Raw genomic sequence first — 22,845 nt, 5'->3', positions numbered from 1 at the left:
CAACCGGATGTTATCAGCTTAGAAACTGTTTAAATTTTATTCGTTCAAATTTTTAGAGATGTTTTAGAGATGCTTATTTACATACGCTTCGCTCCTGTGACCGTTGGTTGAGTTGAGAAAAAGGAAAAACAGCCGAAAACAGACTAAAAATGAACGAAGAAAAAGGTATAATAAAATATTCGTATAAAATTTAAACAGTTACTTAATCTTCTTTGAGTTCTCCGTCGGCGTTATACGTTTTCCCATCCGTACCGAAATAATAGCTGGCGTCATTGCCATTTAGCCGGCCTCCCCCGGCAGATCTCCAGTAATATCTGGAGGTGATTGTTTTAGCTATATTGTTTTCGCGGTCGATGAAATAGAAAATATAGTTGCCCTGGTTGTCTTGGTTCACCCTTTCTACAAAAGCGTAATTTTTCTGAAAAGAAAATGCATATTTATATTGGCACGGAACTGTTTCTTCGCCCTTCGTGTTGATGTAGCCATATTTTCCGTCAGTGTTGCGCACCATAGCCATTCCGTTGGAGAACTGCTCTACTTCACTGTATTTCGAAGCATCGATTACGATGTTTCCGAGCGTGTCGATAAAGAATTTATTTTCGTTTTCGTCTTGCACCAACAGCGGTTGCCCACCTGTAAAGTGTCCGATAATACTCAGGCCTTCGGGGTTGATTTTCTTTCCGTTGCGGTCAAACACATCCTTACGTTCAAGGATGTATCTTTTGTACAATTGCGGGGTATTGATATCTTTGGAAGGGTCTTTCAGGTCGCCCAAGTCGGTATAAAAATAATTGCCGTCAGTTTCTACAGACTGATATTCCAATGGGATAATTTCTTTTCCCTCTATGTTGTAGCCTCCATATTTACCACTAGGGCCATAGGTGTGCTTACCTTCGCGCACAGCTAACAGGTCGTTTTCGCGTTCTATCCTTCCAAACCTCATCGGCAATACGATTTCGTTTGTCCTGAAGTTCAGGATGCCGTAAGACCCGTTGGTTTCGCGCTGTATCCGGCAAAGTGAATCATTTATTTCGCCGGCGTAGTCGAAGTCCTGGCGCACCAGCTTTTTGTTCGTTTTGTCCAGCCAATAGTAAACGTTATCGTATGTCCACGATTCTTTGTCGCTTGCATTAGCCGGTTTTTCATAATTCAGGTAAATATAATCGTTGATTTTGTTTATATCGTGAAATGCGGGCTCAATTACCCATTTGCCGGAAGCATCGATGAATCCGTATTTCTCATTCTTTTCGTCCTGCGCTACAAACCAGTCGGATTTCTTGCTATCGCTGTATAGTCCTTTCTTGAGCACGATAGTTGTATCCGTCCTTATCTTTTCGGATGACGTAATAAAAAGGTTGACATCGACTACATTTCCCTGAAAGGAATACTTAGCTTCTGTCATTTGCCCGGAATCCTGAGTAGAGGGTTTCGGCAATTTCCCGGTTTGGCGAAGCAATTCTTTTTTTAGTTGTGCCGTATTTTTATATTTCTCTGCGTCAATATTTTTGATGAGGCTTTTCAGTATGGTGCTGAATTGTTCCATTATCTCCAACTGATTTGTAGAAGGTACGGTGAAAGAGGATGAACCGTTTTGCCTCAATGCTTTACCCACCTTGTTAAAAGCCTGCACCACATCAATCCGCTTGAAAAGCTTATCGGAAGCAATCAACGATACGTTGCGTCCGTCAATGCTTTTGAGTTCGATACTGCCGCCGTTGCCTATGTATTTAGTATTGTCGGCATCAAGGTGTACCTTAGTTTCGGTAGCGGGAAATTCGTAATGTGCGGTTACCTGTATGCTGTCAATCGGTTTCGACTCGGGGAGTTCAAAGCCCGAGTATTTGCCTAAAATGTTAGACGGTTCGTCCTCTTCGCCCTCTTCGTCCGGTTGCGGACTGGTGGCTTCGATAACCGTTGATGTCCCGTCCTTGAAAAAGACTTTCTGCACAGTCAGCACCGGAGTTGTTCCGTATTTTTCCAGTTCTATTGTACTGTAATAAACATCCATATCCAATAGTGACTGCGTTGGCATTTTTATAATCTGCTTTAGTCTGATATTGGAGAAATATTGGTGGTACAACGCCTGAATGCTATCTTTCGATTTTATTTCGTAAGGGTCGTATTCGTATCGCTCGTCTTCTGTGTCGATAGCAGAGCCGAACGAAAACCGGACGGAAGACAGTTTTTGTACCGCGTCTAACTGGTCGCTCATCTCTTGCAGCAATTCTCTTGCTTCGGGCAGGGACAATGTATCCAGTCTATCAAATTCTTCGTTTTGAGAAAAAACGTTGCTGGCGCACCCGAACAGGAAAAGGATGGTAAAAAAGAGTAGTTTTTGCATAAGGTGTAAATCGTTGCTAATTTGTTTTGTAAAGGATTGTTTGACACTGTCTCTATTAAAAAGCCTCCGCTTAAAAAGCGGAGGTGTATTTATTCGTTTTAGCCGAATCTGTTTTAGAAACTGTTTAAATTTTATTCGTTCAAATTTTTAGAGATGTTTTAGAGATGTTTTTTTCTTCCTCGAAACGATAATAGCGGGCTATTTGAGTTGAGAGAAAGGAAAAAACAGCCAAAAACAGACTAAAAATGAACGAAGAAAAAGGTATAATAAAATATTCGTATAAAATTTAAACAGTTTCTTAGTTAAAGAACTTTTAAGAAAGCCTTTTGTCAATCTGTTAACTTACGATAACGTATCCGTTTTGGCTCAACGTTACCCAAGCGCATTTTCTTATTTTCCTCGTATTCGCTGTAACTGCCTTCGAAGAAGAATACTTCCGAGTTGCCTTCGAAAGCAAGTATATGTGTACAAATACGGTCGAGGAACCAACGGTCGTGCGAAATAACTACGGCGCATCCTGCAAAGTTTTCCAAACCTTCTTCAAGGGCACGTAAGGTGTTTACGTCAATATCGTTGGTCGGCTCATCCAGTAACAGTACATTCGCTTCCGACTTCAGGGTAAGCGCCAGATGGAGGCGGTTGCGTTCCCCTCCGGATAATACTCCGGTAAGTTTTTCCTGATCTCCACCGGAGAAATTGAAGCGCGACAGGTAGGCGCGCGCGTTGATGTCTTTACCACCTACACGTACAGATTCATTACCTCCTGATATAACCTGATAAACAGTCTTGTTAGGGTCTATATCGGTGTGTGACTGGTCTACATAGCCTATTTTTACGGTTTCTCCAACTTCAAATGTGCCTTTGTCTGCTTGTTCCAATCCCTGTATCAGGCGGAACAATGTTGTCTTACCTGCACCATTTGGTCCGATAATACCAACGATTCCCGATGGAGGCAGCATGAATTCAAGATTGTCGAACAGAAGTTTGTCGCCGAATGCTTTGCTTACGCCATGTGCCTCGATGACTTTATTCCCTAGGCGTGGTCCGTTCGGTATAAATATTTCGAGTTTTTCCTCACGTTCTTTCTGGTCGGCGTTCAGTAACTTCTCGTAATCGTTCAGACGGGCTTTTCCTTTCGCATGACGGGCTTTAGGAGCCATTTTTACCCATTCCAACTCACGTTCGAGGGTTTTACGGCGTTTGCTGGCCTGCTTTTCTTCCTGCTCCATACGTTTGGTCTTTTGTTCGAGCCATGATGTATAGTTTCCTTTCCACGGAATTCCTTCTCCACGGTCGAGCTCGAGTATCCAGCCTGCTACATGGTCGAGGAAGTAGCGGTCGTGGGTAATACAGATAACCGTACCCTTATATTGCTGGAGATGCTGTTCCAGCCAGTCGATAGATTCGGCGTCGAGGTGGTTGGTCGGCTCGTCCAGTAACAGCACATCCGGTTCTTGGAGCAGCAAGCGGCAAAGCGCTACGCGGCGCGCTTCTCCTCCCGAAAGGTTGGCGCAAAGCTGGTCTTCCGGCGGGCAACGCAGGGCGTCCATCGCGCGTTCCAGTTTATTGTCGATGTTCCATGCGTCAGTCGCGTCTATTTTGTCTTGCAATTCGGCCTGGCGGGCAAAGAGGGCATCCATCTTATCCGGGTCTTCGTAGTATTCGGGTAAGCCGAATTTCTCATTTATACCCTCATATTCTTTCAGCACATCCATAATAGGCAGCACACCTTCCTGAACAATTTCTTTTACCGTTTTGGCGGGGTCGAGTTTCGGATCCTGTTCCAGATAGCCTACCGAGTATTCTTTATCTGATATTATCTCTCCCTGATATTCTTTATCTATACCGGCAATCATTTTCAGCAAGGTTGATTTACCTGATCCGTTGAGACCGATAATACCGATTTTAGCTCCATAGAAGAAGGAGAGGTAGATGTTTTTTAATACTTGTTTTTGTGGCGGGTAAATTTTACCAACGCCCATCATTGAAAAAATAATTTTTTTATCGTCCGACATGTTTATGAATTATGAATTATAAGTTTTATTGTTGTTATAATACTACTTCTGATCATTTTTCTTTTTCTAACCCATCCCCCTTCGGGTACTTCCCTTTATCAAAAGGGAAGAGTGCCTGGCGGATGAAGTTTTCCTTTATTTTTTTACTTATACCTCGCTTTGTGACACTCTCTCCTTGCAGAAGGGGAGTGTCCAAGGGGCGAGGGATTGATAATTTATCTATGCAAAACTATTTAATATCTTTTTTTAAAGATACAATATGTAATAATATTTCATCTAATGTTCGTTGTGGATAGTTAAATATCTCGAAGTTTTCAAATCGAATAATTTTTATTCCCAATCTATTTAACCTTTCAGTTCGTCTGATGTCATATTGTAATTGTTCTTCAGAATTATGTACCTCTCCATCTAATTCTATTCCCAGTTTATATTTAGGGCAATAGAAATCAATAATAAAACTATCTATACTATATTGTCTCAGGAAGCGTTCTCCTGCTAACTGTTTGTTTTTTATCATCATCCACAAGGCAACTTCTGCCGGAGTCATTGTTTTACGCAGTTTTCGGCGAAAATCTTTTGTTTCCAGTATGTTTAACCTTTTATTCATATATAGAATGAATCTTTTAAACTATTTGAATATCTGTTTTTAATACTTAATCTTTATCTGTCTTGCTAAAATATTAAGAAAAAGATGAAGAACCAGTAACTGTCCCCTTTTGATAAAGGGGACGAGCGAAGCGGAGGGGTTAGCCTTAAATAGATAAAAATAATCAATTTCATCTAACTCATCCCCCCTTCGGGTACTTCAATTACATTAGTCGTTTTACATACGCTTCGTTCCTGTGAACGTTGTTTGTCGTGACTCGGCATAACATAAAATAAATTTCAGCTCTGCTCTCGCTACTTTAAAAACGTTCCCTTTATCAAAAGGGAAGAATAGCCTGACGGATGAAGGGGTGGATAAGGAATACCCTTTTCTTATACTTACTTCTGATACAAGAACCGCTTAATACTCCTCTTCGGCGTTTTTTCAAATTCCTGTTCCTGTATCCTGAAGTTGGCTACTTGGCTATAGCCCGGAAGGCGTTTATTGATTGCTTTTTTCTCAGCGATAAAGATTTCCGGATACTGGCTTTCCTTAATATCATTTTTCTTCATATAATCCTTATCCGGATAAATAAGGGCTATAAGTTTTCCGTTTTCTTCTATTATCAGAGCCTCGGCTACATAAGGAGAGTTGTTGTAGAAATCCTCAATTTCTTCGGGATATATATTCTGTCCAGAACCACTCAATATCATTGTTTTGCTGCGGCCTTTGATATACAGGAAACCATCCCTGTCCATTATACCAAGGTCTCCGGTTTTCAACCATCCTGCTTCATCCAATACATGCTTTGTAGCTTCCTCGTTTTTGTAGTAGCCCGACATCACGTTTTGCCCCTTTACGATGATTTCGCCCGCTTCGGTTTCTATATTTGACGATTCTATGCGTATATTCATCCTGTCAACGGCACGTCCGCAAGAGCCGGGTTTGTATGTTTTCCAAAACTCGTATGAAATCAGAGGGCCACACTCAGTCATACCATAACCTACGGTATATGGGAATCTGATGTCGGTAAGGAACTGCCCTACTTCTTTGTTTAAAGCCGCGCCTCCAATAACTACTTCTACCAGTTTGTTACCGAACATCGGAATCAGTTTGTCTGCTACTTTCTGGTATATCTTTTTCCTGAAAGGCGGAATCTTAATTAATGTTTTTACCGGTTGTTTCTTAAACTCGGGGAATACCCGCATTTGTATGATTTTCTCAATAATGAGTGGTACAGCCAATACAAGTGTAGGGTTTACTTTGGCAAATGCGTCCATGATAATTTGTGGCGAAGGTACGCGGGTCAGGTAATGTATATGGCAACCTTTGGCGATAGACAGCAGTACCTCGAACGCCAGTCCGTACATATGTGCCATCGGAAGCATGCAAACGATGCCATCGCCAGCTTTCACAAACTCAATATTGTCTATTGCAAACCGTGTGTTTGACCACAAGCTGCGGTAAGGGATCATTACCCCCTTAGGGTTGCTTGTTGTACCCGATGTGTAGTTGAGCACAGCCAGTTCTTCCGGCGATTCGTCATGAACCATAACATCCTCTTTGGTAAAACCGTTGGGGTATTTTTTATTGAGCGCATGATCGAGATTGGAACAGGATTCGAGTAATTTTGCCGAGCGTGATTTCTGTACCGAATAATCATCTATCAGCATAATGGTTTCCACTGTCGACATTTTCACCGGGTCTATCTTTGACCACACGTATTCGTCCGCAAATAATATCTTGGCTTCGGAATGGTTTACCAATGTCTGTACGCTCTCGCCGCTAAAGTCGTGCAGAATGGTTGTGATAACCGCCCCGTATGTAAGGGATGCAAAAAAACAAACTGTCCAGTTTGACGAGTTGCGTCCGCAAATGGCGATTTTATCGCCTTTCTCTACGCCCATATCATCGAATAATATATGAAGTTGCGCTATTTTGCGGGCAAAATCTTTATATAGATATGTTTCGCCATTATAATCAGTTAGGGCAGGCCGGTCCCAGTTGTCGCAGATACCGTCTTTTATAAGGGTTAGAAATTTTCCGTTTTCCATAAGTTTATCATTAAGTGGTAGAAAAAGTTAAATGTACCAACATTTTAATTATAACTGCTGTTGCTACTATACAAATATACATAAAAAACTCAATCTTACTAGATGTACAGCAAAATCGTGGTGTAATTTTCATGTGATTGGATATACCGAGAGGTGGTCAAATATCATAAACCGATGTCAATATGCTTCAATATGAATAATTTGATCTTTTCAACATATTGAGGTTGTATTTTGTCCTTATTATAGGCCAGATAGAGCGTGTTTGTGGCAGCTGTAGCACCTTTCCACAATACTTTTACTTTGTTCTGTTCTAATGCCTTGCCTGCGATAAGGTCGGATGATACTGCCAGTACGTCGCTGTTGGCTACAGCTTTTAGTATGGCGTCATTGTCCGGTATTACGGCATGGAGCTTCAATATCGGGCGCTTTTTGAAACTTTCGCGCCAAAAGCGCCTTATTAACGGGAGGTTGTTATCGTATGCATACCATTTCTGGTTTTTTAGCCACTTCTCCACTGCCGGGAGGTCATTTGCTCCGACCAGATTATCAAAGGCCTCCGTATCCGTGCCGGTATTGCAGACTATCATAAATGATTCGGTAAACAACGGTTCATAGGTCAGAGAATCCTCCGATTTGCTTTGCCGGGTTATAATGGCAATATCAAGGTCATGGCTGATGAGCTTTTCTGTCAGCTTGTCGGCCAGGCCATATTCTACGGTCAGATGGAGGTCTTTCTGTTCCCCGATATGTTCGGCCAGATAGTCGTAGAAAAGTTCGGATGGTGTTCCGAATCTTATACTGGGCGCTTTATTTAGTACGGTTCTTTTAAATTCGGCCTCTACGCGTTCCAGGTTATCTATTGCTTCTACTATTTGGGTATAGAGTTGTTTGCCGTATTCGGTGGGCACCATCTTGCGGGGCATGCGGATAAAGAGAGCTTGCCCTATATAACTCTCAAGCGAAGCAAGCTGTATGCTGACGTTGGGCTGGGAGACCATTAGTTCCTGTGAAGCCCTTGTTAAAGTGCCATATTGATAAATGGCTTTAAATGTCCTGTACCATTCCAGATTTACCATATATTTATTAGTTGTGCCAATCAGGATTTGAGAAAAGGCTTGAAAAGCCAAATCTTCATAACCGCGGGTCATCGACCTGCGGAAAAAGGATGAGCAATACCAGCTGTCTGAAAGACAGGACATACTGTATGTCCTGCCGCTTCGGGCAGGGGGGGAATTGCCCCTTGCTGCGTAAGCTACGCTGCGTTTGCATACGGTTATGAAGATTCTGCCTTTCAGGCAGGAGTAGAGCTGCTTTCAACCCCTGATTCGCATTAGTTGTGAATAGCAAGTAATAAGTAGACAGAATATCTCTGCCTGTTACTATTTATTGCTTTTATCTGCAAAGCTATAATTTTTTTAATAACAAAGTATAAAAATAACTATTTTACGAATAGAACAAAGTGGCATACCTTTGCGTTATACTTAAAAATAACAAAAAAGAATTAATATTTTAAATTACATAAAAATGAAAACGTATTTTTTAACAGCAGCTATTTTATTATTTGCAGTATCTTGCAACACTACAACAAAAAACAAAGTAGAAGGAACTGACGCACAGGTGGCAGCTACTACTACCGGCGAACAACTGACTGTAGACGCCGCAGCGTCATCTATCCACTGGAAAGGAACAAAGGTAGCCGGCGAACATGTGGGAACTATCGCGCTTAAGAGCGGGGAACTTACAGTAAACGGCGAAACAGCATCCGGGAAATTTGTGGTAGATATGAATGCCATTGTGGATGAGGACCTGCCTACACAGGTGCTGAAAGACCAGTTGACAGACCACTTGAAGAGTGCCGACTTTTTTGATGTGGCTGCATATCCCGAAAGTATTTTTACTATTACCAAAGTGGAGAAAGCAGCGAATGCTACAGATAGTGTAAACTATAATGTTAGCGGTAACCTGAAACTGAAAGATGTAGAGAAAAACATTACTTTCGGAGCTAAAATAACAAAAGAAGGCGATGTATATAAAGCGGTGACTGTTCCATTCTCGATAGACCGTACACAATGGAATGTGAAATATGGATCGAAAACTCTTTTTGCTGATTTGAAAGAAAATATTGTAAACGATAATATCGAATTCCAGATTACAATAGTGGCTAAAGCAGCAAAATAATTTTATTGATAACGGTAGATAATAAATCGGCTTTGGACAATATCCAAAGCCGATTTTTATATTAAAGCGCATCCCGTTTTTTATTTAACTATGAAGTAATGGAAGTGCGACGGAGTTTTATTAATAATGCGAATCAAGGGTCAAATGTGCTATTTTTTGTCCCTTTAGGGACTGAATGTTGGTAGAAAGAAGCTTTAACCGGTTAATTGCGTGCCGTCAGGTACGCAATATCTACAGAACAATTCACATTTTGTACCTGACGGCACAAAAAACGAATTTCATTCATGTTTCTACCAATATGATGTGCCTAACGGCACATTTAACCCTTGATTCGCATTAATAATTGCTAACAGTTACTTAGAGGATCTGAATTATCAAATAAACAGGCTGAGAGAGGAGAATAGTATACTTAGAAAAACGCGTCCATACCCCGTGGCAAAAGCTGAAAGGAAGAGACCGTCTCCGCAGGAGGCGAACGGGGTTGGTTTTCGCTATTTGCCTCCTACGGAGACCTGTTTTTCGGCCTGTCCCTGCCACGGGCTTTACCTAGTCATGTTCGGAAGATTTTTTCGCCACGAAGTGGCTGGTTAATTCAGTCCAAGGTGAAGCCTTGGGTAAAAGTGGAAATCTCCACTACAGCGCGCTGAAAGCGCAGGCTAAATAAACTTGGGCTTTCAGCCCGCAAAATTCTCAGAATCAATTCGTACCCAAGGCTTCACCTTGGGCTGAATTAAAACGGGCTTTCAGCCCTTACAGACAAGATTTTTATTATGTTAAAAATTCTCCGAACATGACTAGGCTTTACCCGTGGTTATCCATGTTCCGTCCCTTTGGGACAGGTTGTTTATTAGGGGGTGGCTGTCACCTTTTTGTAGTACAGCCTGTTGTTTTTTCGTAGAAAATTGTCTTATATAAAGCGTTCTTTGATATAATCGGAGGAAAAAAGGTAACAGGAAATAGTAATGAAAAAAGTCACCTTTGTCACTTTTTTGCAGCAGCCTCCTATTCCTGCTTTTACAGTCAGGCTTCTAAGTCCGCGAAGCGGGCTAATACGGATAACCACGGGTAAATCCCGTGGCAAAAGCAGGTAGGAATAGACCGTCTCCGTAGGAGGCGAACGGGGTTGGTTTTCGCTATTTGCCTCCTACGGAGACCTGTTTTTCGGCCTGTCCTGCCACGGGCTTTACCCGTGGTTATCCATGTTTAGTCCCTTCGGGACATAGAGCGTTCTTTGATATAATCAGAGAAAAAAAGGTAACAAGTAATAGTAATGAAAAAAGTGTCACTATTGTCACTTTTTTGCAGTGCAGAACAAAAAATATTATTATAGTTCAACCCCTCGCCCTTTGGGCACTCCCGACCCCACCCCGGCCCTCCCCAAAAGGAGAGGGAGAAGCGAGGGGAGAGTCGCAAAGCGAAGACAGGTGCCTTTTGATCCGTCAGGCACTCTTCCCTTTTGATAAAGGGAAGTCCCCGAAGGGGGAAGGGTTAGACAACTAATGTAACAATAAATACTTTCCATTACTTATAAAGCGTTCTTTGATATAATCGGAGGAAAAAAGGTAACAGATAATAGTAATAAAAAAAGTGTCACCTTTGTCACTTTTTAACAATCAACAATCAAAATAGAAAAATACAATGCTATCATAATTGAGCCTAGGGAAACGCCTAATGCGGTCAAGCTAAGGGTTTTTCACCTCTCTGTCATGCTAGGAACGAAGCATCTCGTGTCGTCAAAGTGCTTTTAAGAAAAGAGATCCTTCACTATCGTTCAGGATGACAGGGTATAAGATCTCCTTCACTTGATGGTATTGGGCAACAGAGTAATATATTTAAAATTTGTATGGATATTTTTTGTCATATTCTCAGAAATAAAATATTATCACTCCTTTTTTCTCGAAAAGATATACTCTTTTTTGACAATTATTTAGTAGCTTTACACTTGTGGTAATTAAATGCAAGAAGTTATGAAAAATCTAGTTTTTATATTACTGTTATTGGTATCAACTACAGCTTATACCCAGACTGAAACGCCCCATGACAGCTTTCCACCATTGAAGAAAGGTACTTTGAATTTGGACGAAAGGCTCGAAAACTACCTGAATCTGGACATTTCGAATAATAAGACTGCGATTACAAAATACGATTTATATCAGCCGCTTCAACGGAATGATGCTAAAACGATAGACTTAAATCTGCCGCCTTTGGATGTTTATCTAGGGCCTCCGTTAGAAAGCAACAACTTTACACGATACCCTTTTGCTAACGATTATAGTTACTATTCGGGAATGTATCTTGCAGATGGGGCATGGCTGGCGTCTTCATCTACACAAAACGCGTACCCAACGATAGGCGCGGTAAGAACCGTTAATATGCGCTTCAACTATCAACCTACTGACTGGCTGGTTGTTTCGGCAGGCCCATACGGGTCTAAATATGCCCTTTATGGAGCCAATTATAATGATGTGGGCGTGGGTGGTTCTATGAAATTTATTATAAGCGACAGGGTAAGGATCAACGGATATGGACAATATTCGGCAAGAGGCAAGCACAACGGGGTGGAAGGCCCGATGATGGGAATGTATCCACAAACGTTTTATGGAGGCACCATCGAACTGAAAATCACTGAAAAATTCGGAATAGAGGGTGGTGTGATACGCGAACTGAATCCTTTTAATGGCAAATGGGTCAACAGGCCATACATTGCACCGGTATTCTACACCAAATGATTTAGCCCACAATGTATAAAACAGCTTTAGACCTCGATTCGCCTTAACAACTACATGAATAGAAAGCATAAAAAGTATATGAAGATCAGTATAAGCGCAGTCTTAATTGCGCTTATACTGATTAATGCCGCTACGTTTATCCAAGCCTATAAGCTTACACATTTCAGCGAATCGGCCAAGCCTATCATGCCCGGGCATGAACCTAGCTTTGCCGAAATGGTAAAAGTTGCCGTATGCGGATTAGACGTCCCCCGGCCAAAGACAAAAGCGTACCCCGACCGGTCATACGAGACAATTCAGATTAGAAGCGATAGCGATAAGGTGCTGGAAGGATGGCTGCTCCGTACAGATTCATTGAAACACGGTATGGCGATAGCGTTTCATGGTTACATGGACGAAAAGTCGTCTATGCTAGACAGGGCTTACCCTTTGCTGGATATGGGATATGATGTGCTTTTAGTTGATTTTATGGGGGCAGGCGGCTCGTATGGCTCACAGTCGACAATAGGCTATTTAGAAGCCGGGAATGTGAAAGCTTCATACGACTATGCGACAACGACACTGAAAGAAGATAAAATCGTACTTATAGGGTTCTCGATGGGGGCCGTAGCTATTATGAAAGCCCAATATGACTATGACATGCCGGTACGGGGTGTTATTCTGGAAGCGGCTTACGGCACATTTAAAGGTACTGTGGACAAGCGCCTCGACAGGTTTGGGCTTCCGCGTTGGCCGGCTTCAAGCCTTTTCACGTTCTGGACGGGCATAATTAACGGATTCGATGCGTTTAAGGCAAATCCCCAGGACTTTGGCAAGAAGATATATGTGCCTGCATTGGTCATGTGCGGCGGCAATGACCCGAATATACCACAGGAAGAAACCCAACTGATATTTGACCAGCTTGCCAGCAAGTGTAAAGAGTTGGTGTTCTATCCCGAATCCAGACACGAAACATACCTCTTAAAATATCCGGATAAGTGGAAATCCACTGTACAGCAATTCTTACATGAAATTGAATTGAGGGATATACATCATGAGTGATAATAGATTAAGAAACTGTTTAAATTTTATACGAATATTTTATTATATCTTTTTCTTCGTTCATTTTTAGTCTGTTTTTTTCTTTCTCTCAACTCAACCAACGGTCACAGGAGCGAAGCGTATGTAAAAAACATCTCTAAAAATTTGAACGAATAAAATTTAAACAGTTTCTAGCAGACCAAGTTATTTCTTAATCGTAGCCAAGTATAAATATAGAAGATGAGAGCGACCTTAATAATCATTTTAACCGTCCTGTTGAATGCCGGAGTATCAGCTCAGGAAACCGACTTCTACAGGAAACTATCCCATGCCGCCATTGAGTTGACCAAAGATAGAGTAGTCTATGACCCAAGCTATTACACCATGCCATACCCAAACGGGGATGTTCCGGCAGGCAAAGGGGTATGCACAGATGTGATAATTAGAGCCTACCGTAAACTGGGAATAGACCTGCAGAAAAAGATACATGAGGATATGAGGGCTAACTTCGGCAAGTACCCTAAAAAATGGGGGATGAAATCGACAGACCGGAATATAGACCATCGCCGCGTTCCCAATCAGGCTATGTTCTTTTCACGGTTTGGCACAGTAAAGAAGATCTCAGACAAAGGAGAAGACTATCTCCCGGGAGATATCGTTACCTGGGATTTGGGCGGGGGAGTCACTCATATCGGAATAGTGACAGATCGTATGACCAGCGACACGAAACGCCCTTTGATAGTTCACAATATAGGACAAGGACAGGTTTTACAGGACTGCCTGTTTAGCTTCAAGATAACAGGGCATTACACATATAAATAGGCGTTACTGCTTATTTTTCTTTTCCTGCATTTTCAGGTGTTTGATAGTCTCTATGGTTTTTGACCTTACCTTATAGGCATCACGTTTATCCAGTTCGAGTACCTTCTTGTAATCATCTATGGCATAGTCGTACTTTTTCATTTGTTCATAGATAGTTGCCCGCTGGTAATAGAGTCTCACATAGGTAGAATCCAGTCTAAGTGCTTTGTTACAATCGGCTAAAGCTTTATCCAGCTCCTTTTGTTTGATATATAATGCAACACGGTTGGTATACGCATTTATGTTCGCTGTATCTATCTCAAGCACCCTGGAGTAATCATCTAAGGCCTTGCTTGTGTCTTTGAGAGCCAGATGTACATTTCCGCGGTTGTTATATATGCCGGTTGGGTTTTTAGGGTTCTCCCTGATGGCCTTGTTATAGTCACTCAATGCTTTGTCGTATTTCTTTCCTACTTCATAGATTATACCACGGTTGAAATATGCATCAGCATAGCTGTTGTTCAGATTTATTGCCTGAGTGTAGTCTTCAATTGCAAGGCTGTCTTTTTTCATGGACTGATAAATACTACCACGGTTATAGTAACCTGTAGCATCGGTAGAATCCAGCTTAATGGCTATGTTCGTATATTCTATTGCTTTGGCGTAATTCTTCACATTGAAATACTCATTGCTGAGATGGACATTCCCTTCAATAAGCAGCTTGTTCTTTTTCCTTGGAGTAATAAGGTCATTATCGGCTTCTATGTCTTTGAGTATTGTCTTCAACGCTGCGATTCTTGACGCAGGAGTATCCAGACTATCTGCTACCCGCCCCATTTGGTGCTTAAATGCTGCTATATGCTCATCCTGCCTGATATCCTTATCGAATAATTTACAGGAGGCAAATGCTAAAGAAAGTACGATGAATGCTAAAGAATATGTTCTGATGTACGGATGTTGTGTTCGTTTCTTCTGAGCCATATATAATATTATATAGATGAAGCAAAGGTATAAAAAATATATGAACCTAATTGTTTAAATAAGATATTAATACAAAAAAGAGACACCTATCTGTCTCAGATAAGTGTCCTCAATGTAGTGTTTATATAAAAAGCTATATTGTAATTATTTTACGCAAAATAATTATACACCTTTCATTATTACTAACGATAAAAAAGAACAGATGTTACGTTCTTAACAAAAAATGTCAATTGCCTTTAAACAAAAAAGCCTGTCTAAAAAAACAGGCTTAAAATATAAAGTCAAAAAACGAATCTCTTAATATGAGGAAGACTGTAATCCTCTCTCAAAAACCTCAGTAATGGTAGCTTCCATGATCTTATCTTCACTAATATTCAACTCGCGTGAAATTACACTACGTAAGTCGTATTGAACATAGATCAGGGTGTCCTCACAAATCACTTTTTTCAATCCCCGTGAGTCGTCCAAGGTTGCGTAATTTTTATCCAGCATTTTGAACTTACCTTTCAATGGGTCTTCATAATCCCAATAATAATAGTACGTTCTGTCATTTTTAAATTCATAACTGGTATGTGATGGCTTTACATTTTGCTGTATGTACTCATCAACCTTTTTCTTTAGGATCGGATCTGCCACGGAAACATCAATTTTACTCTCCATATATAACCAGTGCCCCTCTATACTTCTCGAGGACAGGTTTTCATCACCATCACAGGATGATAAGAATCCTAAAGAAATGATTGACACTAATATATATGTTAAAAATTTTGCTTTCACAGCCATATAATTAATATTATTTTACAAAAGTACATATATTAAACGTAAAAATAGCTAAAATGTTGCATCTTTTTAAGAAAAAATCGGATAAAATCACTCATCCGACCCTTTCGTTCACTGCTTTACTTATTATCATTCACACTGCTAATTTTTATAGAAAAGATTCTATCAAAATCTCAATCAGCAAAAGAGTAGTTATAATGACTAAAATAATCATATCCGTTTATGTTTATGGAGTTAATTTCATATGATTCCCTTAAAGGACTTTCTTTAAAAGCCTTCTTCTGACGAGGCGTTTTTACTACAATTTCAAACAGTTCTAAATTCCAGGGTCTAGCCTCTGTATACCATTTCGGATTGATAGTCAATAAAGAGTCTGTTAATGTATAATCCAGACGCAGGTTTTCTGCTTTTCTTTTGGCTGCCATTTCGTTATCGGCAAAATCCTTTTTGCGTATTTCGACAACATAATTTGTTAAAGTACTATCCTCTTTGATTTTGATACTAGGCAAAATACATATGCTTCTGTCCATTGAAGATGAACCCTTGTAGAGAACAAATGGATTATTAGGCTGAGTATCCGCATTCAGATATTCGCTTCCGAGCTTGACGTATAAAGAGTCTGATGCCGTATTAATATTCAGAGTCTCTACAGAATCTGCATTATATCTATGGGAATGGCCAAATTTAAAACTCTGATTCCCAATATAAAATGAAGCACCAAGCCATACTACAAATCCAACGAGAAAGCCAACCAAGGTTTGGGTGGTAAATGATGACCGCTTCAATATTTTTACCATCAGCCAGAATAATCCGATAAAAGGTAATAAGCTAGCTAAGAGAACCGCAATTTTGAAGTTCATTGAATTAAGACCAAGCAGAACCAGATAATTATTCAATCCGAAAATAGTTGTATCAAAATGAAGCCATAAGAAAGAGATCATAATACCTATTATTATCGCAAATAAACCAGTAGCAATAATTGCGACAAATATATTCAGCATGATACCTAAAGCAGAACCTAAAGAACTTCCTTTATACCTTTTCGCCCCGACTTGTGACCTATCCTCTTCGATATTCATTATTGAAGGATCGGACCCGGACATGGATAATTTCTGGGTAAAGGAATGCGCCGCCGGCATTACAGCCCACAATATGCCATAAATTAAAACAATTACCATGCAGGATGGCCCTCTGTGCGCAACGAAGAAAAGCAAAAGAAATATCCCTGTGAAAATAAGGCGCATAACTGTAGCGTCTATTTTGAAATAATGTCCTAATCCGCTACAAACGCCGCCGATAAACTTATTCTCTGCATCCCTGTACAATTTCTTCTTGAAATAATCCTGCGAATCGTCATTTACCTGACCGGCGGCAAAATTCTTCTTCGGCGCGCCCTCTTCTGTATAATTGTCCTCTGCTGCCGTATCTTCAAAATCTTTGGGACTTCCCATAATTTTTATAATATCCAACGCATCCGACATGGATACAACTCCATCAACCGAATTTACACGCATCTGCAATAATTCACTTAGCCTGAATTCGATATCAGAAATGATTTCACTTGATTCGGGGTTATTTTCAAAATGCCTTTTCAAAGCTTTAAGATAATCATCCAGTACACTATACGCATCTTCATCAAGATTGAATGCGAATCCCCCTATACTTACTCTAATAGTTGGTTTCATTATTGTCTGGTTTTATTTATTCCTAATGTTATCTATTACTCTTACTAGATCTGTCCATACAATATCCAGTTCTCCCAATACCGCGCTTCCTTTATCTGTAATGGCGTAATACTTCCGTGGAGGCCCTTGTGTCGACTCTTCCCAACGATAAGAAAGTAGTCCCTGATTTTTCTGCCGGGTCAGCAACGGATATAGAGTGCCTTCTACTACTATCATTTCAGAATCTTTCAATTCATTAATAATATCCGATACATAAGCATCTCCTTTTGATAAAATGCTAAGGATACAGTATTCCAGTATTCCTTTACGCATCTGGGCTTTTATATTATCTACATTTATTGTTTCCATATTGTTCAATTTCGTTAGTCGTTTTTTAAGTAAGTTGCATGGCTGAATGGTTACAGTTCTGCTTCTGTTAATTAAAAACGTTTGTTTATTTGTGTTGTGATGTGAATTTCCTGATATTCTCCGCAGTAGGAGCATACCCCCTGAGTTCCAACTTCTGAGCCACGCTGACAGCCTTAGGCATTACAATCCAGAGAATGCAATATACCAAAATGGCTGTACCATACAAAAATGAAGCTGCTGCAAAAACAACCCTGATAATGGTAACATCTATACCCAGATACAAAGCCAGCCCACTACATACGCCTGCTACCATTTTCTCGTCTGTATCCCTGTACATGCGTCTGTCTCCTCTTGTATAATCTTTGTCGTAAGCGTTATATGTATTATAACCCGCTTCATGAGTATTTGCTTCCATATCTATTTCTCCTAAATGATCAATAACTGTTTGTACTTGTTTCATATCTACAACCTGGTTCGAAAACCGCATTTCCTTTTGGATTATTTCTGCCACGCGAGCTTCTACATCCTCCATCACTTCCCGGGCTTCTTGTTTGTCGGGAATCGTTTCTTCAAATCGTTTCAGATAATCTTTTAATCTGAAATACGCATCATCTTCCACTGTGAAATTGATGCCTCCTATGCTTACTTCAATAACCTTTTTCATATCCTTAGATTAATTTATATTCTATAACCTATTATTATCCTATACAATGTTGTTGGTATTGCAAATATATGAATAAATATTAGTACTATGCAATACATAGTACTAGTGGAATAAATTATATGTGAATATATTCAATTGACAATGAATATATTAATCAAAAAAAGAATGTAAATATTTAACTTTAGTTAACTGTTTCGATGCTTTATTTAACTAAAAAGATTATTGTTCTGACAAACAACTGCAAATAAAGCCGTAAGATTGGACAAGCCATAATTCTTCTGCCTGAACCGAATATTTCTACGATAACTCATCCGGGGAATTACCGGATACATCCCTGTCTACAAGACAGGCTAAGCATATTTTCTCGGATACCGGAATATAATAGATGCAATGGCGGCAAACCCTATCAGGAACGGATAATAAAGATATGGTACTATTTCCACCGCGCTTACTTTTGCCAATCCTGCCGCAATAAGCAACTGCGCCCCGTATGGGATCAGTCCCTGCACAAAGCAGGAAAATGTATCGAGCAAACTGGCTATCTTCCGGTTATCCAAATCAAACTTATCACTGATATTCTTTGCTATAGGCCCGCTAATAATCAGGGCTATCGTATTATTTGCCGTGCAAAGGTTGGTAAATGAGACCAAGCCTGCGATAGAGACCTCAGCCGAACGCTTCGACCTGATATTACGGGTCATCTTTCCTATCAGCCAGTCGATACCTCCGTTGAAGCGGATCAGTTCGAACATTCCTCCTGCCATCAGCGAAACGATTATGAGTTCGCCCATATCAATGACAATGCCGTTGCTTATAGCCTTTGTCCAGTCCCAGATACCAAAGCCGCCTGTACCTAACCCGATTACTCCGGATAAAATAATACCCAACGCCAGAACAGCCATTACATTAACACCAGCCAATGCCATAATAAGCACAGCTACATAAGGCACTACTTTCAGCCATTCTACTTCATCGGCAGAGACTTGTGTGCCGGCTGCTAATTCCAGTCCCTGATAAATATAAATAGCCAGCACTATCAGAACAACGGGAAATACGATGCGGATATTCACTTTAAATTTGTCCTGCATCTTACAGCCTTGCGTACGCGTGGCCACGATGGTCGTATCCGATATAAACGACAGGTTGTCGCCGAACATGGCGCCTCCTACGACAATACCCAGCATCAGGGGCAAATCGATTCCCGCCTGTGAGGAAACACCAACGGCAATGGGAGCCAATGCGGCAATCGTACCGGTAGATGTACCCATCGACATGGATATAAAACAAGCAGCGATAAACACACTAGCCAGAATAGTTTTTTGAGGCAGGAGGTACAGCATCATATTCACTGTAGCGTCTACCGCGCCCATAGCCTTTGCCGTTCCGGCAAAAGCTCCGGCAAGGATAAAGATAACCACCATCAACATAATGGTTTCGTTAGCCGCACCACGGCAAAACTGCGTTACCCTGTTAGAAAACTTACCCCCTTTGGAGTAAAGTATAGCGACAAGCGATGCTGTCATAAATGCCACCGAAATAGGCATCTGGTACAAGTCTCCCGTAAAGATAAACGTGAGAAGATATAATAAAAAGAAAACGGCCAAAGGCATCAATGCCCACCCTTTAGAGTGATACCACTTCCTATGCTGATTCATTTAAGTTATTTGTATAATTTGAAAAAGCACAAAGGTAATTATTAATTAAGAGTCTGTTTAAATTTTATAGCAAATCTTTTTTATAGCTGTTATTAGATGGATTTTATCATTTTTGCCAGCCGAACCAACGGTCAGCGGAGCTAATTAGCGGGCTAAACCAAGAGTAAAAAGGGAATTGAAAATCGGCGGAGCCAAAAATACGGTAAAAAGAGCCTAAAAAAATTGCTAAGAACCATTGACTTGAACCTGTAATAAAAATTTTCGCTAAAATTTAAACAGGCTCAAATAATGAACAGCGAATAATTAGCAACTTAAAAAAGAATCAAATACTGAGATTCTTATACCTAACCAGCGCCTCCAGGAAATAATAATCGGCATATACCAACGGCTTATCTATCTCCGACTTGTGAGGTATACTACCCACACTATGCATCAACAGAAAATCGGCATTACTCCCTAATGCAGCCCTGTAGGCTGGTGAAGCCAGCGAATGTAACATCTTAATGGCGGTGTCGGTATAAGATTTGTTGTTCGCTAAATCTCCCAGTTCGAACAAAGCGGAACAAACTATCGCGGCGGCGGAAGCATCCCTAAGCTTTTCCTGAAAAGTTACGGCATATGACCTTGCCCCCGGCGTATATCCGGATTCGCCTACATTGAAGTCCCAAACCGGAACTAAATCATCCGGAAGGTTTTTCAGGAAATAACCTGCTGCTTTTTCCGCTGCATCCAGATATTTCTTATCCTGTGTTTCCCTGTATACCATTGTAAATCCATAGATAGCCCAGGCCTGTCCTCTGGCCCATGTGGAGTTGTCGCTGAATCCCTGCGCAGTGGCCTTATTTACTGTTTCTCCGGTAATGGTGTCGTAGGATACGACATGGTAAGTGCCGTAATCTTCCCTGAACTGGTTCTTCAAAGTCGCATCCGAATGGGCTATGGCTATATCGTAATACTTTTTGTCTCCTGTTACCTTTGAGGCATAGAACAACATTTCCAGATTCATCATATTATCTATGATAACCGGATATGAAGACTTGAACGAATCATCCCATGTAGCAAAGCCGTTCCATGATTTTATCGTCCGGGTCTTTTCATTGAAACGGGTCGATAACGAATTGGCGCTTTCTATCAGGATCTCTTTGTACTCCGGTTTCGCAGCCAGACGTTCGGCATTGCCATAGCTGCAATACATCATAAAGCCCAAATCGTGATGCCCCGTAAAAGTTTTGAGCGGCTCTAAAGAGTTTGTCCATTTCTCCGCCTCGCTTTTCCACTTTGCATCTCCAGTCAGTTCATATAGATACCACAACGAACCGGGGAAAAATCCCGGAGTCCAGTCATACATGTCAGTTACAGCCAGTTCTCCATCATCCTTCATTGTGCGGGGATAATTCTTCCCTGTGGGTTCGCCTACTGTTTGCAACATCTTATCCGTCTGGGCAATAGCGAAGGCTACATTTTCATTGATAAACTTCTCTTTTTCATTCTCTTTGGAACAACCTGACAGGAGAAATGCCGGTATCAGTAATAAAACACTTAATTTCAGTTTCATTTCTTTAATTTTTGATGATATAAGCTATAAGACAAATACACAAAATAAAAAAGTGACAACCAACGGTCACAGGAGCGAAGCGTATGTAAAAGTGACAAAGGTGACTTTTTTTGTGCTTTTTTATTGTTACCTTTTCTCTTATCAAAGACCTTTAAGTAAAAGATAATAATTAATGATTCATTCCTAACGGAATGTTGCATTTAATAATATTACATTAATTACTTATATTAGATAATTTTTATAGAAAATCACAATATGTAAGAAATGTGTACCGACCTATAAAACAAAGATAGTGAATAAACGAAAATATTCAATTCCATTAGTCGTTTTACATACGCTTCGCTCCTGTGAACGTTGTTTGTCGCCACTCGGCATAATCTAAAATAAATTTCAGTTCTATCCTTGCTACTTAAGCCGTCGATTGTTTTATTGATTCGTATTAATTGATTATTCAAATACTGATTTCTTCCCTTTAAGAGCCAATTCTGCGCATTTTCTTAAGAGTTGATTGTCTGATTTGTTAAAGCGTTCAAGATAACTTTGGCTGACTGCATCTTTCCATTTACTCATTGCGGAGAGCAAGCCTTCCCGCGGATCGCCCAATCCCCGAATAGAAATGTCTTTTTCATTTTTGCTATCTAATAAAGAAATAATTGCTTTTATCTGTTCTTCGGAAGGGTGCATATCATCAAAAGTCAGAATATCAGTAGCCCCGTTGAGTACCGACAAGTTGCCGTTTTTCAATAACTCTATCACAGGCTCGGCATCACTCAAGCTTTTGCGCTTCAATCTTACATAAGACCTTGCCGCGGCAATTGTTATCATATCGTGAGGCTCATTTTTGTCTATTATCAATCTTAAGTCGCCCTCTATTCCTGAATAACCTATTCTGCCGAAAGCCAGTATCATTTCAGTTTGAGTTTCCCATGTCCGCTTATCTTCACGTTCTTTTATATAAGCCTTGTATAGGTCATCCCCCAATTGGATTAATTGGTTCTTTCTTATTTTCTTTGCGGCACTCCTTCGTTTTGCACTCTGTTTGCTTTGCAGATCATTTGCGATTTGGGTAATTTCTTCACTTGTCAATTGTTTTTTCGCCATATTTTTTGTGTTAGTGACCATAATCTGATAAAAGAGAGCCACAATTTACATTAAATTTTTATTATAGCACCATATTCCATATCTATTTTTATAAAGTTGTTTAGGATAAAGAAATCGTTGATTGTTTTTTTAATTCACTAGTTATCAAATACTTATTATTGATTAATGTGAATGGGTATTTGTATTTGCTTAAATTATATGTTCTTTAATTTCATGCATAAAAGCTATCACATGCTAAATACATTAGTTATAGCTCATCCTGCCGCGCCCTCCCGGGCTTGCCCCTTCTTTTGGCATTGCCCAAAAGAAGGCAAAAGGCTAGTGCTTCGTCCCTCGGCGACCCACCAACGGC

At 40.4% G+C, this 22,845-nt stretch carries 17 protein-coding genes; 4 read left to right on the top strand and 13 right to left on the bottom strand.

Annotation, left to right across the window (positions count from 1 at the left end):
• Positions 1-202: 202 nt before the first annotated feature.
• The 5 genes from D0T84_RS09590 to D0T84_RS09570 all read right to left on the bottom strand — a co-directional run bounded on the left by D0T84_RS09590 (position 203) and on the right by D0T84_RS09570 (position 8,195).
• The gene (locus D0T84_RS09590) at positions 203-2,341 is read right to left on the bottom strand and encodes a WG repeat-containing protein (RefSeq protein ID WP_163307662.1); all 2,139 of its coding nucleotides are present in this window, start codon (positions 2,339-2,341) and stop codon (positions 203-205) included.
• Positions 2,342-2,670: 329 nt separating this feature from the next.
• A complete protein-coding gene (ettA, locus tag D0T84_RS09585) occupies positions 2,671-4,356 on the bottom strand; it encodes an energy-dependent translational throttle protein EttA (RefSeq protein WP_163307661.1) in 1,686 nt (561 codons plus the stop codon).
• 229 nt (positions 4,357-4,585) lie between these two features.
• Positions 4,586-4,963 (bottom strand): endonuclease domain-containing protein, encoded by a 378-nt coding sequence (locus D0T84_RS09580; protein ID WP_163307660.1) that lies wholly within the window; start codon positions 4,961-4,963, stop codon positions 4,586-4,588.
• 377 nt (positions 4,964-5,340) lie between these two features.
• Positions 5,341-6,996: an AMP-binding protein gene (locus tag D0T84_RS09575; RefSeq protein WP_163307659.1), complete on the bottom strand. Its 1,656-nt coding sequence runs from the start codon at positions 6,994-6,996 to the stop codon at positions 5,341-5,343.
• Positions 6,997-7,160: 164 nt separating this feature from the next.
• Positions 7,161-8,195, bottom strand: a complete 1,035-nt coding sequence (locus D0T84_RS09570) for a LysR family transcriptional regulator (protein ID WP_255495293.1) — start codon at positions 8,193-8,195, stop codon at positions 7,161-7,163.
• Between the two features lie 325 nt (positions 8,196-8,520).
• Between D0T84_RS09570 and D0T84_RS09565 the strand changes: the two genes are divergently transcribed.
• The 4 genes from D0T84_RS09565 (at position 8,521) to D0T84_RS09550 (ending at position 13,745) form a co-directional block, all read left to right on the top strand.
• Entirely contained in the window at positions 8,521-9,174 is a 654-nt protein-coding gene (locus D0T84_RS09565) for a YceI family protein (RefSeq protein ID WP_163307658.1), read from the top strand.
• Between the two features lie 1,967 nt (positions 9,175-11,141).
• Positions 11,142-11,903 carry a hypothetical protein gene (locus D0T84_RS09560; protein WP_163307657.1) on the top strand — a complete coding sequence of 254 codons (762 nt, stop codon included), beginning with the start codon at positions 11,142-11,144 and terminating at the stop codon, positions 11,901-11,903.
• Between the two features lie 78 nt (positions 11,904-11,981).
• Entirely contained in the window at positions 11,982-12,944 is a 963-nt protein-coding gene (locus tag D0T84_RS09555) for an alpha/beta hydrolase (protein WP_163307656.1), read from the top strand.
• A 219-nt stretch (positions 12,945-13,163) separates the two neighbouring features.
• Positions 13,164-13,745: a DUF1287 domain-containing protein gene (locus D0T84_RS09550; protein WP_163307655.1), complete on the top strand. Its 582-nt coding sequence runs from the start codon at positions 13,164-13,166 to the stop codon at positions 13,743-13,745.
• A gap of 3 nt (positions 13,746-13,748) precedes the next feature.
• Here D0T84_RS09550 and D0T84_RS09545 read toward each other — a convergent pair whose 3' ends face one another.
• The 8 genes from D0T84_RS09545 to D0T84_RS09510 all read right to left on the bottom strand — a co-directional run bounded on the left by D0T84_RS09545 (position 13,749) and on the right by D0T84_RS09510 (position 22,493).
• On the bottom strand, positions 13,749-14,705 hold the full coding sequence (locus D0T84_RS09545; protein WP_163307654.1) for a tetratricopeptide repeat protein: 957 nt from the start codon (positions 14,703-14,705) through the stop codon (positions 13,749-13,751).
• Between the two features lie 297 nt (positions 14,706-15,002).
• Positions 15,003-15,341: a hypothetical protein gene (locus tag D0T84_RS09540; protein ID WP_255495291.1), complete on the bottom strand. Its 339-nt coding sequence runs from the start codon at positions 15,339-15,341 to the stop codon at positions 15,003-15,005.
• Positions 15,342-15,658: 317 nt separating this feature from the next.
• A complete protein-coding gene (locus D0T84_RS09535; RefSeq protein WP_163307653.1) occupies positions 15,659-17,170 on the bottom strand; it encodes a PspC domain-containing protein in 1,512 nt (503 codons plus the stop codon).
• A gap of 12 nt (positions 17,171-17,182) precedes the next feature.
• The gene (locus D0T84_RS09530) at positions 17,183-17,518 is read right to left on the bottom strand and encodes a PadR family transcriptional regulator (RefSeq protein ID WP_163307652.1); all 336 of its coding nucleotides are present in this window, start codon (positions 17,516-17,518) and stop codon (positions 17,183-17,185) included.
• An 85-nt stretch (positions 17,519-17,603) separates the two neighbouring features.
• Positions 17,604-18,182 (bottom strand): PspC domain-containing protein, encoded by a 579-nt coding sequence (locus tag D0T84_RS09525; RefSeq protein ID WP_163307651.1) that lies wholly within the window; start codon positions 18,180-18,182, stop codon positions 17,604-17,606.
• A gap of 350 nt (positions 18,183-18,532) precedes the next feature.
• Positions 18,533-19,837: a Na+/H+ antiporter NhaC family protein gene (locus D0T84_RS09520; RefSeq protein WP_163307650.1), complete on the bottom strand. Its 1,305-nt coding sequence runs from the start codon at positions 19,835-19,837 to the stop codon at positions 18,533-18,535.
• Positions 19,838-20,159: 322 nt separating this feature from the next.
• Positions 20,160-21,386, bottom strand: coding sequence for a glycoside hydrolase family 88 protein (locus tag D0T84_RS09515; protein ID WP_370525485.1), 1,227 nt, complete (start codon positions 21,384-21,386; stop codon positions 20,160-20,162).
• A gap of 453 nt (positions 21,387-21,839) precedes the next feature.
• Entirely contained in the window at positions 21,840-22,493 is a 654-nt protein-coding gene (locus tag D0T84_RS09510; RefSeq protein WP_163307648.1) for a hypothetical protein, read from the bottom strand.
• Positions 22,494-22,845 lie beyond the last annotated feature (352 nt).

Source organism: Dysgonomonas sp. 521 (assembly GCF_010501055.1).
GTDB lineage: Bacteria > Bacteroidota > Bacteroidia > Bacteroidales > Dysgonomonadaceae > Dysgonomonas.
This window is presented reverse-complemented; position numbering and strand designations above follow the sequence as displayed.